Here is a 14,156-nt window from a genome sequence, read left to right as displayed (position 1 = left end):
ACATCATCCATCCGCCCTTACAGCTTCCCCTCGGCCGCGGCGGCCATGTAGGTGTCGCTGAAGCGGAACTTCACGAATTTCGGGTTGCCATAGAGCGCACCGCCCGGAAATTCGATGCCCACCGCTTCGGCCGACGGCGCACCATTGCCCAGCAGGCCATGGTCGAACAGGAATCCCGCCACCTTCTGCATGGTCGCCTTCGGCTCCGGCCCGCGCACAAAGGCCAGGGCTTCCGCCGGCTTGTAGAACATGCGCGTGGCCTTCAACTGCGCCTCATACCCGGCCAGATCGGTGCCCGACGCCTTGCCCATGGCGGCGCGCGCGGCCTTGCCGGCCTCGCTGTCGGCGGACATGACGGCCATGGTCTCGTACCAGATGCCGGCCAACGCCTTGCCGAAGGCGGGGTTGTCCTTCAGCGTGTCGGTATTGGCCACCGTCAGGTCGATGATCTCACCGGGGATCTGGCTGCTGTCGAACACCTTCTTGGCGTTCGGCGTGCCCAGGATTTCCGCCACCAGCGGGTTCCAGGTCACAACTGCCGTCACGTCGGGCGTGGCCCAGGCGGCGACCATGTCGGCGTCGGAGGTGGAGACGACCTTGACGTCCTTCTTCTCCGTCAGCTTGACCGTTTCCAGCGCGCGGGCCAGCAGATAGTGGGAAACGGAGAATTCCACCAGATTGACCTTCTGGCCCTTGATATCGGCCAGATTGCCCTTGCCCTTCAGGATGACGGCATCATTGCCGTTGGAGAAGTCACCGACGATGACGGCGGTGGTGTCGACACCACCGGCGGCCGGGATCGACAACGTGTCCATATTGGTCACGGTCACGGCATCAAAGGCGCCGGCCGTGTACTGGTTGATGCTTTCAACATAATCGTTGAACTGCACCACCTCGATGCCGATGCCGTATTTGTCGGCCCATTTCTTCACGATGCCGTGTTCGGCGGCATACTGCCAGGGCATCCAGCCGGCATAGATCGACCATGCCAGCTTGAAGTCCTTCTTGGGCGCGGCCAGCGCCGGGACCGAGAGGAGCGAGGCGGCAATCAGCCCGGCGGTCAATTTTCCAAGGAAGCGGCGCGTCTTCATCATCCAACCCCTTATGGTTCCAAACCGGTTTGGGGGTTGGCGGAGACCGAACGGGGGCGCCAACCCTCCTCGATCTCCCGGGCTTTTGTCCCGCCGTGTACCCGGCCGGGCCAGATGATCTGGCGGGACCGGGCGGCAGCTCTCGGACCAGTCACCGCGTCTGTCGGACGCCGCCGGAACCCTAGCCACCATTGCCGCATAGCAGCAATCGCCGTGCCAGTCCAGTACGGGCGGATTCCTGTGATCGCTGCCTGAAACTGGCGCCGATAGGGGCAGGATCAAGATGCAATCCGCCCAAATATTGAGCACCGGCCAATCCCGCCCGGAATGGTTGACAAGGGGACCGGCTTTGGGTCATTGCAACCCCATGCCCAAGCGCACATTGACGGAGGCCACGACGTGTTGGAACGCCTGATTGAACGGGCCCTTTACGGCAGCCGCTGGCTGCTGGTGCCGGTATATCTGTGCCTCTCCTTCGTGCTGGTGGCCTTCAGCATCCGCTTCTGCATCGAACTCTATCACCTGTTCGAATATGCGGTGTTCGGCGCCAGTGATGCCGACCTGATCCTGGCCGCCCTGGGGCTGGTTGACCTGACCCTGGTCGCATCCCTGGTGGTCATGGTGATGCTGAGCGGGTACGAAAATTTCGTCTCGCGCATCGACCTGGGCGATCATGAGGAGAAACTGTCCTGGCTGGGCAAGCTGGACAGCGGCTCGCTGAAGGTGAAGGTGGCTGCCTCCATCGTCGCCATTTCCTCCATCCATCTGCTGAAAAGCTTCATGGACGCGGATAAGGTGGGCAATGACAAGCTGTTCTGGCTGGTCATCATCCATCTGACCTTCGTCATCTCCGCCGTGCTGATGGGCGCGCTGGACAAGCTGACCAACAAGGGCAAGCACTGACCCCAGGCTCGTGCCGGTACCTTGCGGCACCGGGGAAATGGCCCCCTCGCCTGGAACCCGCTCCTTGCGTCCAGCAACATTCGCGTTTCTTGTTGAACGGGGCTGATCAGATGCGGGGGATGGCGCAATGGATGTTGATGTTCTGATCGTGTTCAGCAGCGTGACCATCATCGTCATCGCCGCCCTTTATCTGAATTTCCGTGCGCGACAATCGGTCACAGACACCGTGCGCGGCATCGTGGACAAGGCCGGCGGGCTGGATCAGCAGACGGCGGCCGCCATGGCCGCACAATTAACCAGCACCGGGTCCGACCTGCGGCGTGGCGTTCTGTTCATCGCGGTAGCCCTGGCCATCGGCATCGCCTCACAGTTCATCGGCCAGGAACTGGCCGTCCGCCCCTTGCTGGCGGTTGCTGCCTTTCCCGGCATGATCGGCGCTGGTTACCTGCTACTGCATGCGCTGCGATCGGGCGGAATGGCCAAGGATGGGACAGGTAAAACGTCCTGAGCGCGGAATCGGTAAAAAAATTTCTCCCACCCACCGCCGAACGTCACTAAAGTAATAGTGAATGCGTGACGCGCCATCCGGATGGCGTGACAGTAAGGGGATGGGGATGTTCTTGCGGCGTGGAGCCATGGCCTTGGCGGTTTTGCTCACCGTGCTGCCATCCTTTCCCAGTCTGGCACAGAACCGTTTGATGATCTTCGCCTATGGCGACCATAACGAGGCCCCCTATGCCGTGATCCGGCAGGACCGGCTGGAAGGTGGCTTCATCAAGGAACTGGGGCAGACATTGGCCCAGCGGCTGGGACGGGAAGCCGCCTTCCGTTTTGTTCCCCGCAACCGCATCTCCGCCGAATTGACGGCCGGCTCGGTCGACGCCTACTGCATGGCGGCGCGACAATATTATCCCGGCTTTTCCGCCGATCGGTTTTCCCGCGGCCTGTTTACCGATGATGACGTCGTGATCCTGTCCGCGACTGTGACGGGAGAAATCAGTTCCTCAATCCTGGCAGGCAGGCGGGTCGGAACGGTGCTGGGCTATATCTACCCACCGGAGATCGAGGACCTGTTCCGCACCGGCAAAGCGGAACGGGTCGATGCCCGTAACGCGGAAAGCAACCTTCGCAAATTGGGCGGCGGACGCGTGGACGCCGTGATCATGCCGCGGCTGGCCTGGTTGGATTCCATCAAACGGGAACCCGCCCTGGCCCGGATGGCGCGGCCGGAACCAATCACCATCGCCACACGGGAACGCAGCTGCCTGATCAGCCCAGCCAGCGACCTGTCGGTTGCGGAGGTGGACAACGCGCTGCTTTCCCTGGAAGAGGATGGCAGCCTGACAGTCATGCGCACCCGCCTGGGCCAGCCCGTCCCGGGCGCTGGCACCATGGGCACCATCATGAATGGCACGCCCCGGCGGTAATGGCGCGGTCCCGTCAGTCCAGCAGCCCATCAATGTCGGTCATCAGACGCTGGCGTCGCTGCACAACGGGCACGGGCGGCTCCTCCGGCATCCCCGCCGCGCCGGCAGGTGCGGCGGGCACCACCGTCGCCTCCGTCTCCAGCAGGGCCTGCACCGCCAGCCGTACCTCTTCCCGGCGCTCTGCCGGAACCCAGAATTCAAGCCGCACCAGCCCCGCCGCCTTGCGCCGGGCCCGCGCCCTGATCTGCCTGATCGCGTCGCTCATCGCTCTTACCCCTTCAACGCCGCCAGATTAGAGCAAGCGCAGCCGCAAAGTGAATAGCGGGGGGTGGGCATCTCCCATACCGGTCACGCACCCCATGGTTGAGAGAACCCGGCCTATTCCATAACGGGGCCAGGCCCGGACGTCATCCGGGCCGGCCGGCGCAGCACCAGGACCAGGGGCAGCGCCGCCAGGGTGATGATCATCATCATCTTGAAATCATTGATATAGGCGATCATGGCTGCCTGCTGGTTCACCATGCCGTCGACGGTTGCCATCACCTGCGGCGACATCTGCCCGCCCAACGCCAGGAAGCTGTCCAGCTCTGACCGGTAGGGGGTGATATGGGCCGCCAGTTCAGCATGGTTGATCTGGATGAAATGCGCCAGCATGGAGGTGACGATGGATACACCCAGCGAATTGCCCAGATTGCGCACCAGACTGAACAGGCTGGCCGCGTCCACACGGTCCGCCGGCTGCAAGGTGGCAAAGGCGATGGTGCTGAGCGGCACGAAAACCAGCCCCAGGCCCAGGCCCTGCACGACGCCGCTCAGGATGATGGGGGTACTGTCCATGACGATGGTGAAGCCTGTCATCATGTGCAGCGACCAGGCCGTCAGGCTGATACCGATGGTGATCAGGATGCGCGGATCGACGATGCGCACCAGCCGCCCTACCATCAGCATGGAGATCATCACCCCCACGCCGCGCGGCGCCATCACCAGACCCGTGGTGATGGTGGGATAGCCCATCAGCCGCTGCAGCATGGGCGGCAACAGGGCCATGGCCGCCAGCACGATGATGCCGACCACAAAGATCAGGATCAGGCCCGTAGCCAGATTGCGGTCACGCAGCAGGCGCGGTTCCACGAATGGCCGCCTGGCCGTCAGCATATGCACACCAAAGGCCCAGAAGGCGGAGACGGAGATGCCCAATTCGATCCAGATCTCGTTGGCGGCGAACCAATCCAGCTGCTCACCCCGGTCCAGCAGCAGTTGCAAGGTACCTACCGCGATGCTGAGCAGGGCGAAGCCCAGGAAATCGAAGCCGCGCTGACGCTTGGGTGCTGCCGGCAACCAGGCCAGCATGCCCAGGAAGGCCATGATGCCCACCGGCACATTGATGTAGAAGACCCAGCGCCAGTTGAAGCTTTCCGTCAGCCAGCCGCCCAAGGTCGGACCGATGACAGGGCCGACCATGATGCCAGCCCCCCACATGGCCATGGCCGACCCATGGCGTTCCGGCGGATTGATGTTCAACAGCACCGTCTGCGACAGCGGCACCAGGGCGGCACCGAACACACCCTGTGCCAGTCGCCAGATGATCATCTCGGTCAGGCTGCCCGCCTGGCCGCACAGCATGGACGCCAGCGTGAACCCAGCCACGGACGCCAGAAACAGGTTCTTCAGCCCGATCCGGTCGGCCATCCAGCCGGTGACCGGGGTCATGATGGCCGACGCGACGATATAGGAGGTCAGCACCCAGGTGATGCTGTCCTGTGCGGCGCCCAGGCTGCCCTGCATGCTGGGCAGCGCCACATTGGCGATGGTCGTGTCCAGCACCTGCATGATGGTTGCCAGCATGATGGCAAGCGTCAGCGGGCCGCGTTTGACAGGGGCGGCCGGGGCGGCGATGGCGGCGTTCATGGCGCGCCCCCGCTCACTCTTCGGCGGCCTGGGCGGTACCGAAGCCGGGCAGGCCGCGCGCATGGCCCGTATCGATCTCCACCGTGGCCGACAGGCCGGCGCGCAGCGGCACCTTGCCGCCATCGGCCAGTTCCAGGCGCACCGGCACGCGCTGCACCACCTTCACCCAGTTGCCCGTGGCATTCTGGGCGGGAAGAATGGAGAATTCAGAACCCGTGCCGGCGCCGATGCTGGCGATGCGGGCCTTCAGCTGGCGGTCGGGAAAGGCGTCCAGCACGACGGTCGCCGTCTGGCCCGACTGCATATGGGTCAGGTCGGTTTCCTTGACATTGGCTTCGATGAAGACGGATTGCGTCTCCACGATCGACATCATGGACAGGCCGGGCATGACGAACTGGCCCACCTGCAGACGATCGGTCTGGCTGGCGATGCCGTCCGCCGGCGCGATCACACGGGTGCGTTCCAGCTCAAGCGCCGCGCGGTCGCGGGTTGCCTGGGCCTGCATGACGCTGGGGTGACTGTCGGTGGGAATGTCGGGATTGCCGGCCAGACCGGCCAGCGCAGCGGCCACACCCTGGCGGGCCTTGACCACGCCCTGCTCCGCGGCGCGCAGCTCGTTGCGGGCCTCGTCCAGCTTGGACTGGGCGGCATAGCCGCTCTGGGCCAGCTTGGACTGACGCTCATAATCGCGGCGGCGGTAATCCATATCCTGTTCGGCCTGTTCCAGCTCGGCACGCTGATGCGACAGGGTGGCGCGCAGGCGCTCCACCTCCAGCCGGGCCGTGGCCAGGGCCGCGTCAGCCTGGGCCAGCGCGATGCGATAGGGCTGTGGGTCGATCTCGAACAGGGCGTCGCCGCGCTTCACGGGACGGTTTTCCGCGGCATGTACCGCAATGATGCGGCCCTGTACTTCCGGGGAAACGCCGACCTTGTCCTGCTTGACATAGGCATTGTCGGTGCTGATGAAACGCCCGCCAGTCACCCAGACATAGCCGCCGGCAGCCGCCAGGGCCAAAGGCAGGGCCAGACCCAGGATCAGGCGGCGCCCGACGGACATGGTCGTCTTCTCGGTCTCACTCATTTTCATCACCATTCTGCGGGCGCTCGACCGACGGACCCTCCATCGCCGACAGGTTGGCCCGGACCCGGACCAACAGCCGGACCAGCTCGTCCCGCTCCTGCGGGGTCAGGCCGGCCAGCGCCTCCTCGTAAATCTCTTCGACGACGATCCGCATGGGGGCCAGCGCATCGCGCGCCTTGTCCGTCAGGACCAGAAGGCGGGCGCGGCGGTCATTGGGGTCCGGCTGACGTTCCACCCAGCCCCCTTCCACCATGCGGTCCAGCATGCGCGTCAGCGTGATCGGTTCCACCTCCAGCGCCTCGGCCAGTTCGGCCTGCTTGACACCGGGATTCTTGGAAATCTTGAAAATGGCATGCCACTGCGCCCGCGTGCTGCCGCTGAAGCGCAGGCGCTGGTCGAAACGCCGGCGCAACAGGCGCGCCGTGTCGGCCAGATTGGTTCCAAAATGGGTGGTGGGATCGCTGCTGCTCATGACCCTGCATATTATAAGCACGCTTACTATAAGCAATGCCATAAACGCCGGACCAGCCATGCGCGGCTGCGGAGACGGCGCTTGCCACAGGCCGGTCTCGCGCGTATTTCTGCCGATCTGATAGAAAGGATGCGGTGAAGCCGGTGCGATTGTCCCTGCCCCATTGGCGGTTGATGCTGTTGGCGGCCCTGGTGCTGCTGACCGGCGCCATGGGCGACAGCGTCTCGGCACGCCTGTCGGCCGGCATCGCGTCCGGCTGCACGGTGCGCAGCCCCGAACAGGACCGCGACTGCGACAGCCGCCTGACGGCCCCGACACAGACGGCCCTGCTGCAGGGCCTGTACCGGATCGACGGCAAGGCCGCACCGACGACGGGCGGCGGTGTCGGCCCGCTGCTGCCCCACGCCGATGGGGTGTCACCGACTTTCCTGACATTGGCGCTTCCGCCCGTGGACCCGGTTCGCGTGGCGGGTGGCCTGTCCGGCCCGACGGGGCGCCCCCGCGGGCCGCCGGTTCCGGCCTGACCCGACCGCTTTTCCTCCGAACAAGTTTGATCGAACCGGCCCTGTGCGTCCGGTTCCCATGATCGGAACCTATCCCATGTTGAATTTCTCCAAGGTCCGGACGGCAGTCATCCTGCTGATCTGCTTCCTGGGCATCGTTCTGTCGATCCCCAGCCTGATCGGGCCGGCCAACATCCCCTCCTGGCTGCCCGCCCGTCATTTCAATCTCGGCCTTGACCTGCAGGGCGGCTCCTACCTGCTGCTGGAGGTGGATGCCGATGCGGTGAAGCGCGAGCGGCTGGAAAACGCCACGGATGAGATCCGCGGCCTGCTGCGCACGGCGGAACTGCGTGTGGCCGGCGTGGCTGTGGATGGCAACGGCATTGTCGTGCGTCTGGCCGATCCGTCGGATGCCAGCCGCGTCACCGATGCCCTGGCCCCGCTGACCCGTGGCGCCATGCCGGGTGAGCTGGGCGATTTCACCATCGTGCCGGAAGCCGGGCGCCTGCGCCTGGATTTCGGTCCGCAAGCCCTGGCCAACCGCGTCAGCAAGGCCGTGGACCAGTCGCTGGAAATCGTGCGCCGCCGTATCGACGAAACCGGCGTGAACGAGCCGATCGTGGCCCGTCAGGGCCAGTCGCGCGTGCTGGTGCAGCTGCCGGGTGTCACCGATCCCGGCCGTATCAAGCGCCTGCTGGGCCAGACGGCCAAGATGACCTTCCATCTGGTCGGTGACGCCACGGCGGTGCCGGGCACGCCGGCGCCGCCGGGTTTTGAATGGCTGAACAACAGCGACCGTGGGGCCGGCGGCGGTCAGGTGCTGGTGCGCAAGCGCGTGGAAGTGGACGGCGCCACCCTGACCGACGCCCAGCCCAGCGCCGACCCGCAGACGGGCCGCTGGGTCGTGTCCTTCAGCTTCGACAGCATCGGCGCCCGCCGCTTCGCCGACATCACCAAGGCCAATGTTGGCCGCCCCTTCGCCATCGTTCTGGACGGACGGGTCATTTCCGCACCTGTGATCAATGAACCGATCCTGGGCGGGCGTGGCCAGATCAGCGGCAATTTCACGGCCCAGTCGGCCACCGAACTGGCCGTGCTGCTGCGCGCCGGTGCCCTGCCCGCCCCGCTGACCGTGGTGGAAGAACGCTCCATCGGACCCGAACTGGGCGCGGACAGCATCAAGGCCGGCCTGGTTTCGTGCCTGGTCGGTGTGGCGCTGGTCTTCGCCTATATGTGGATCACCTATGGCAAGTTCGGCGCCATCGCCAATATTGCCCTGCTGTTCAACCTGTTCCTGACGCTGTCCTCGCTGGCCATGCTGGAAGCGACCCTGACCCTGCCCGGCATTGCCGGCGTGGTACTGACGCTCGGCATGTCGGTTGATGCCAACATCCTGATCAACGAACGCATCAAGGAAGAGCTGCGCAAGGGCAAGACGGCCCTGTCGGCGCTGGAAACCGGCTATTCCAAGGCCATGGCGACCATCACCGACAGTAACCTGACCACGCTGATCAAGATGATCCTGCTCTATATCGTGGGCACGGGATCGGTGAAGGGGTTCGCTGTCACCACGTCGCTAGGCATCATCACCTCCATGTTCACGGCCACGCTGGTGGCCCGCCTGCTGACGGCCATCTGGTACAAGCGCTCGCGGCCCAAGACGCTGCCCGTGTTTGGGCCGTTGCAGCTGAAGACCGTGGGCATGAAGATCAACTTCATGAACGGCCGCCATATCGGTCTGGCCGTATCGGTTGTCCTGTCCACGGCGTCCGTCTTCATGTTCTTCAAGCCGGGGCTGAATTACGGCATCGACTTTGCCGGCGGCATCGTCATGGAAGTGCGCACGACGGAGCCGACGGACTTCCCCAAGCTGCGTGAAGTGATGGAAGGCGTGAATGTCGGTCCGGTGGCCCTGCAGGCGTTCGGCACCGACCGGGATGTCATCCTGCGCATGGAACGTCAGGAAGGGGCGGAAGCCAACCAGCAGGCCGCGATCAAGGCCGTGACGGCCGCCCTGGACCAGCATTTCCCCGGCACCGAAGTCCGCCGCGTGGAAGCGGTTGGCGCGTCCGTGTCGTCCGAACTGTTCCATGATGGCATGCTGGCGCTCGGTCTGGCGGCGTTCGCCATGCTGTTCTACATCACCATCCGGTTTGAATGGCAGTTCGGCATCGGTGCCGTGGTGACCATGCTGCTGGACGTGACCAAGACCATCGGCTTCTACGCGCTGACGGGGATGCAGTTCAACCTGACGGCCATCGCCGCCATGCTGACCATCATGGGCTTCTCCATCAATGACAAGGTTGTGGTCTATGACCGCGTGCGCGAAAACCTGCGGCTTTATCGCAAGATGCCGCTGCGCGAGTTGATCGACCGGTCGATCAACGAAACGCTGACCCGCACGATCAACACCAACATCGCCGTGTTCCTGTCCATCGTGCCCCTGGCCATCTATGGCGGGGAAGCGTTGCGGGAATTTGCCTGGGCGCTGCTGTTCGGCATCCTGCTGGCGACATCGTCTTCCATCTTCATCGCCGCGCCCATCCTGCTCTATCTGGGTGAGAACCGGCTGCGCAAGACCATGACGGGCGACGACACGCCCGGCACGGAAGGCGAAGGCGAGAGCGCGAAGGCCTGATCCAGGCCCCCCCCCTTGAATGACGAAAACCCCGGCACTGAGAGGCGCCGGGGTTTTTGTTTGGATGCGGATCAATCCGCCCGCTTCATGCCGGTCACCATGGAACGCGGCAGGTTTTCCCAGTGCAGCAGGCTGCTCAGCAGCACGCCGGCCAGATGCAGGGCGACCAGGGCCAGGGTGGCGTTGGCCATCACCTCGTGCCCCTCCTCCAGCATATGCTTGAAGGGACGCAGGGCCTCGGTGGGATAGCGGGTGATCAGGCCCAGCGCCGCCGTGCCCAGCAACGACAGCCACAGGGCCACGGCCATGGCGCCACCGGCGGGGTTATGCCCCAGATGGCGCGTGGCCTTGCCGGTCAGCAGCTGCCGCCCATAGGCCAGCAGGCCGGCCGGCGTGGGCACGAAATCGTCGAAGCGGGCATGCTGGGGGCCGACCAGGCCCCACAGCGCCCGCAGGCCGACCACGGCGATGATGGTCAGGCCTGCGGCCTCATGCACGCCCATCATCTCTTCCGCCGACAGCCAGGCGGTCAGGAAGGCGGCGGCGATGGTCCAGTGGGTGAGGCGCACCACGGGGTCCCAGACGCGGACCATGGGGGCGGCGGTGGGGGCGGCTGACGCCGCCGCCCCTGCCGAAAGAGGAAGCGTGCCCATCAGTCATTCTCCACTTTCAGGATCTCGCCCGTGCGGGCATCAACATAAATTTCTTTCCGGCGACCATCGGGGGCGATGGCCTTGACCTCCACCTTGCGGTCGCCCTTGCGCTCGACCTCGCTGATGTCGCGATAGCCCTGGGCCGTCAGCTTGTCCAGCAAGGCAGGGATGGGCAAGGCATCCGCCGGGGCAGCGGTGGTCGGGGCCGTGGCGGTGGCCGGGGTGCCCGCCCCTTGCGCCCAGGCATAGGCACCCAGGCCCATGGAACCGGCCAGCAGGGCCACGGCGATGAAACGGGGATACAGCATGGAAGGAACTCCTGTCCGTTTGTGAGGATGCGCACATCCTGACAGGAGCCGGCTGAACCCAGCCTGAATGGGAGCCGAAAAGAAAAACGGCCGGGAAAATCCCCGGCCGCTTGTCAGTCACACCGCTTCGGGAGGAGCCCGGCGGGTCAGGAAACTTGTTCAACCCAGGAGTCCTCTGATCGCTCCCGAAGGCCGGCGACCGACGGCCCGCGCCCGAAGGAACAGGTCTTATCAGCGTGCCTCGCCGCCCACCGCGCCAGCCGGAGCCGACACGCCCGCCGTCTTGGCGATGGCGACGCGGTACAGCGCCAGCGTGATGATGATCGTCAGCAGGAAGCCCGACGCCCCGCCGACCAGCAAGCCGATGGCATTGGGCAGCGCCACCATCATCCAGTAGAAAGCGGCCGTGCGGGCCGGCGAGACCAGCCAGCGCAGCAGATAGTGATGCAGATGTTCACGATCCGGCGAGAACGGCGCCCGACCGGCCTTCAGACGGCTGACGATCAGCCGCAGGCAATCGACGACAGGCAGCAGGAACAGGCCCATCAGCTGCATATTGCCGAGCGCGCTGTCCGGATGGCTGGTAACGGCCAGCCCAAGCAAGCCCATGACGGCAGAGATGCCATAGGCACCGCTGTCACCCAGGAAGATGCGGCCACGCATGTTGAAGGTCAGGAACACGGCCCCGCCGGCCAGCACCAGCAGCGCCAGCATCGAATAGGTACCGGCGCCGGCCAGGGCGAAGAACAGGGCCCAGATCATGGCCATGCCGCTGGCGATGCCATTGGCGCCGTCGCTCATGTTGAAGGCATACTGGAAGCCGACAAGGCTGATGATGGTCAGCATGGCGCCCATCACCGGCGGCAGCAGGATCTTGGTGCCGTCGCCGAAATCCAGGGCCGAAATGGCCAGAGCCGGCGCCAGGATCACCGCCAGCGTGAACATGACCAGCGAAACAGAAAGGCGCACGACGGGCGGCAGGTGCTGCCGGTCGTCAAGCATGCCCATGACGAACAATGTGACCATCACCGGTACGATGATCCAGTGGGCTGACACGCCGTCGATGACGGAAAGACCGGCGCCGATCAGGGTGGCGGGCAGCAGAATGGCCAGCCCACCCACCAGGGGGACTGCGCCGCGATGCAATTTCCGCAAACTGTCGGGTTTGTCCATGATCCCCAAAACCGTCCCGATCTGGGGAGCCTTGAGGCAGATCAGGGCAGACAGGGCGATCTGCAGAACAACAGCAAGTGCATAAATCAATTTTGCCACCCTTCAAGCGCGGGTTTGCGAGTTTGCCTTCCGGCGACCGCCCAGATCACAATCCCGACCCCATGCCGGAATTTGATGGGCCACCCAACCGAAAACGCGATCTTCTTACCATTGTTCCGCGGTCCGCCCCTTCGTACCGCAGCGCCGAAGCCTTGGCTGGTTTACCATAGGCCCCGGTTAATCGTGAAGACATTACCGTAGGGATGGTCTGCGTCTGAAGCGCAGACGGACAAAAACAACTTACTGACATCGAGATTATCATATCGACGGTGCGATTGGCACGCTCTTTCGTCGTTGCCATCTATGCCCTTCTGGTAGGGCGCTTGGCCAGAAGTGGCGGAATACAAGGCCTTTTGGCTTACGGCCACCGCACCGTTCCGACAGCGGCACCAGGCCGCAGCCCCCAAAGCGGCTCCTTATCCGGGCCCGCGAGTCGAAAGGGCGGGCCCGTCTGCACGGTGCCCGCCCCTTCTCCGGAATGCCTTGTTGCATCGCGGCAAATTAACCAGCCCGGTCTCCCATGCCGCCGCCCAGCGCCTTATAGAGCGTGACCAGATTGGTCAGACGCTGTTGGCGCAAGGCAATCAGGCTGCGCTCGGCAGCGTATTGTGTGCGCTGCGCGTCCAGCACCTGCAGGTAGCTGTCAATCCCGCGGTCGTACCGGGCCCGGGACAGGGCATGGCTGTCGGTCGCGGCCGCCACCAGGGCCGCCTGGGCGGCAATCTGGTCGTCCAGGGTCGACCGTGCCGCCAGCGCGTCCGCCACCTCGCGGAAGCCCGTGCGCACGGCCCCCTGATACTGGGCCACAGCAATGTCCCGATCAGCCTTGGCCACGTCCAGGTTGGACTGGTTGCGGCCAAAATCGAAGATCGGCAGGCTGGCGTCCGCCCCGACATTCCAGGTCTTCGACCCGCTGCCGAACAGGCCGGACAGCGAGCTGGACGCCGTACCCAGGGCCGATGTCAGGCTGATCTTGGGGAAGAAGGCGGCCCGCGCGGCGCCGATATTGGCATTGGCGGCGCGCAGCGTGTGTTCGGCCTGGGCGATATCGGGCCGGCGCGCCAGCAGGTCGGACGGCAGTCCTTCCGGCAATCCCGGTATCAGCAGGCTGCCATCCGCCCCCAGCGCCCGACCAGCCGCCACGGTCACCGGCGATCCGACCAGCAGGGTCAGGGCGTTCTCGTCCTGCGCCACCTGCCGGCGATAGGCAATCTGGTCGCCACGCGCCGTCTCCAGCGCCGTTTCGGCCTGGCGCAGGTCCAGCTGGCTTTTGGTGCCACGGTCGAAGGATTGCTTGATCAGGTCATAGCTTTCCTTCTGTGTGGCAAAGGTCCGCTCGGCCAGGGCCAGTTGCTCCCGATCGGCCAGCAGGGTCAGATAGGCGTTGGCAACCTCTGCAATCAGGGCCAGCCGCGTCGTTTCCCGCGCTGCCTGCGTCGCCAGATAGCTTTCCAGGGCCGCGTCCGACAGGTTGCGCACCCGGCCAAACAGGTCCAGCTCGAAGGCCGTGACGCCCAGCCCGACGCTGTAGCTGTTGCCCGTGGCCGGCTGCGGTTCGACGACGCGGGCGCGGGCGGCCTGGCCCGTGCCGTTCAGGGTCGGCAACTGATCGGCCCGCTGCACGCCGTAAAGCGCACGGGCGCGTTCGACATTGGCCGTGGCCTGCACCAGATCATGGTTCTGGGCCAGGGCCTGGTCGACCAGCCCGCGCAATTCCCCATCCAGGAAGAAATCACGCCAGCCGACATCGGCGACGGCCGCCGCGGCTGCCGGGGCCGCACTGCTGGCCGTCGGATAACGGTCGGCAACACCCGTGCCTGGCGTCTGATAATCCGGCGCCATGGAGCATCCGGCCAGCAGCAGCGGGGCCAGGGCCAGGATCAGCTTCGTCCTCATCATG

At 65.0% G+C, this 14,156-nt stretch carries 14 protein-coding genes and 1 riboswitch; of the genes, 5 read left to right on the top strand and 9 right to left on the bottom strand.

What is annotated here, in order from left to right:
* Positions 1-17: 17 nt before the first annotated feature.
* On the bottom strand, positions 18-1,094 hold the full coding sequence (locus tag ACODTW_RS00440) for a putative urea ABC transporter substrate-binding protein (protein WP_488943890.1): 1,077 nt from the start codon (positions 1,092-1,094) through the stop codon (positions 18-20).
* Positions 1,095-1,163: 69 nt separating this feature from the next.
* Positions 1,164-1,287: riboswitch (guanidine-I (ykkC/yxkD leader) on the bottom strand.
* Positions 1,288-1,490: 203 nt separating this feature from the next.
* On the opposite strand from ACODTW_RS00440, the gene ACODTW_RS00435 reads away from it, so the two are divergent.
* From ACODTW_RS00435 to ACODTW_RS00425, 3 genes are all read left to right on the top strand, one after another.
* Complete coding sequence (locus ACODTW_RS00435) at positions 1,491-1,994, top strand: TIGR00645 family protein (RefSeq protein ID WP_488943889.1); 504 nt, start codon at positions 1,491-1,493, stop codon at positions 1,992-1,994.
* Positions 1,995-2,121: 127 nt separating this feature from the next.
* Positions 2,122-2,502: a hypothetical protein gene (locus ACODTW_RS00430; protein ID WP_488943888.1), complete on the top strand. Its 381-nt coding sequence runs from the start codon at positions 2,122-2,124 to the stop codon at positions 2,500-2,502.
* Between the two features lie 133 nt (positions 2,503-2,635).
* Positions 2,636-3,421, top strand: coding sequence for a substrate-binding periplasmic protein (locus tag ACODTW_RS00425; RefSeq protein ID WP_488943887.1), 786 nt, complete (start codon positions 2,636-2,638; stop codon positions 3,419-3,421).
* Positions 3,422-3,434: 13 nt separating this feature from the next.
* On the opposite strand, the gene ACODTW_RS00420 is transcribed toward ACODTW_RS00425, so the two are convergent.
* The 4 genes from ACODTW_RS00420 to ACODTW_RS00405 all read right to left on the bottom strand — a co-directional run bounded on the left by ACODTW_RS00420 (position 3,435) and on the right by ACODTW_RS00405 (position 6,882).
* A complete protein-coding gene (locus ACODTW_RS00420) occupies positions 3,435-3,686 on the bottom strand; it encodes a hypothetical protein (RefSeq protein WP_488943886.1) in 252 nt (83 codons plus the stop codon).
* A 113-nt stretch (positions 3,687-3,799) separates the two neighbouring features.
* Positions 3,800-5,329, bottom strand: a complete 1,530-nt coding sequence (locus tag ACODTW_RS00415) for a DHA2 family efflux MFS transporter permease subunit (RefSeq protein ID WP_488943885.1) — start codon at positions 5,327-5,329, stop codon at positions 3,800-3,802.
* A gap of 13 nt (positions 5,330-5,342) precedes the next feature.
* Positions 5,343-6,410, bottom strand: a complete 1,068-nt coding sequence (locus ACODTW_RS00410; protein ID WP_488943884.1) for an HlyD family secretion protein — start codon at positions 6,408-6,410, stop codon at positions 5,343-5,345.
* The gene (locus ACODTW_RS00405) at positions 6,403-6,882 is read right to left on the bottom strand and encodes a MarR family winged helix-turn-helix transcriptional regulator (protein ID WP_488943883.1); all 480 of its coding nucleotides are present in this window, start codon (positions 6,880-6,882) and stop codon (positions 6,403-6,405) included. Before ACODTW_RS00405 ends, ACODTW_RS00410 begins: the two co-directional genes overlap by 8 nt.
* Before the next feature lie 143 nt (positions 6,883-7,025).
* Between ACODTW_RS00405 and ACODTW_RS00400 the strand changes: the two genes are divergently transcribed.
* Both ACODTW_RS00400 and secD read left to right on the top strand, forming a co-directional pair.
* On the top strand, positions 7,026-7,406 hold the full coding sequence (locus ACODTW_RS00400; protein WP_488943882.1) for a hypothetical protein: 381 nt from the start codon (positions 7,026-7,028) through the stop codon (positions 7,404-7,406).
* 76 nt (positions 7,407-7,482) lie between these two features.
* A complete protein-coding gene (gene secD / locus ACODTW_RS00395; protein WP_488943881.1) occupies positions 7,483-10,023 on the top strand; it encodes a protein translocase subunit SecD in 2,541 nt (846 codons plus the stop codon).
* Between the two features lie 71 nt (positions 10,024-10,094).
* Here secD and ACODTW_RS00390 read toward each other — a convergent pair whose 3' ends face one another.
* The 4 genes from ACODTW_RS00390 to ACODTW_RS00375 form a co-directional block, all read right to left on the bottom strand.
* Positions 10,095-10,676 (bottom strand): cytochrome b/b6 domain-containing protein, encoded by a 582-nt coding sequence (locus tag ACODTW_RS00390; RefSeq protein WP_488943880.1) that lies wholly within the window; start codon positions 10,674-10,676, stop codon positions 10,095-10,097.
* A complete protein-coding gene (locus tag ACODTW_RS00385; protein WP_488943879.1) occupies positions 10,676-10,984 on the bottom strand; it encodes a PepSY domain-containing protein in 309 nt (102 codons plus the stop codon). The genes ACODTW_RS00390 and ACODTW_RS00385 overlap by 1 nt, the downstream gene beginning before the upstream one ends.
* Before the next feature lie 231 nt (positions 10,985-11,215).
* Positions 11,216-12,157 (bottom strand): MraY family glycosyltransferase, encoded by a 942-nt coding sequence (locus ACODTW_RS00380; RefSeq protein WP_488943878.1) that lies wholly within the window; start codon positions 12,155-12,157, stop codon positions 11,216-11,218.
* Between the two features lie 600 nt (positions 12,158-12,757).
* Positions 12,758-14,155 carry an efflux transporter outer membrane subunit gene (locus ACODTW_RS00375; RefSeq protein ID WP_488943877.1) on the bottom strand — a complete coding sequence of 466 codons (1,398 nt, stop codon included), beginning with the start codon at positions 14,153-14,155 and terminating at the stop codon, positions 12,758-12,760.
* Position 14,156: the final 1 nt, after the last annotated feature.

This window comes from Niveispirillum sp. FG148 (genome assembly GCF_057809655.1).
This window is presented reverse-complemented; position numbering and strand designations above follow the sequence as displayed.

Bases quoted from the DNA above. Each gene is read 5' to 3' on its own strand.
- ACODTW_RS00440 (WP_488943890.1), bottom strand. From the start codon at position 1,094: ATGATGAAGACGCGCCGCTTCCTTGGAAAATTGACCGCCGGGCTGATT.
- ACODTW_RS00430 (WP_488943888.1), top strand. From the start codon at position 2,122: ATGGATGTTGATGTTCTGATCGTGTTCAGCAGCGTGACCATCATCGTC.
- ACODTW_RS00420 (WP_488943886.1), bottom strand. From the start codon at position 3,686: ATGAGCGACGCGATCAGGCAGATCAGGGCGCGGGCCCGGCGCAAGGCG.
- ACODTW_RS00415 (WP_488943885.1), bottom strand. From the start codon at position 5,329: ATGAACGCCGCCATCGCCGCCCCGGCCGCCCCTGTCAAACGCGGCCCG.
- ACODTW_RS00410 (WP_488943884.1), bottom strand. From the start codon at position 6,410: ATGAGTGAGACCGAGAAGACGACCATGTCCGTCGGGCGCCGCCTGATC.
- ACODTW_RS00405 (WP_488943883.1), bottom strand. From the start codon at position 6,882: ATGAGCAGCAGCGATCCCACCACCCATTTTGGAACCAATCTGGCCGAC.
- secD (WP_488943881.1), top strand. From the start codon at position 7,483: ATGTTGAATTTCTCCAAGGTCCGGACGGCAGTCATCCTGCTGATCTGC.
- ACODTW_RS00390 (WP_488943880.1), bottom strand. From the start codon at position 10,676: ATGGGCACGCTTCCTCTTTCGGCAGGGGCGGCGGCGTCAGCCGCCCCC.
- ACODTW_RS00385 (WP_488943879.1), bottom strand. From the start codon at position 10,984: ATGCTGTATCCCCGTTTCATCGCCGTGGCCCTGCTGGCCGGTTCCATG.
- ACODTW_RS00380 (WP_488943878.1), bottom strand. From the start codon at position 12,157: ATGGACAAACCCGACAGTTTGCGGAAATTGCATCGCGGCGCAGTCCCC.
- ACODTW_RS00375 (WP_488943877.1), bottom strand. From the start codon at position 14,155: ATGATGAGGACGAAGCTGATCCTGGCCCTGGCCCCGCTGCTGCTGGCC.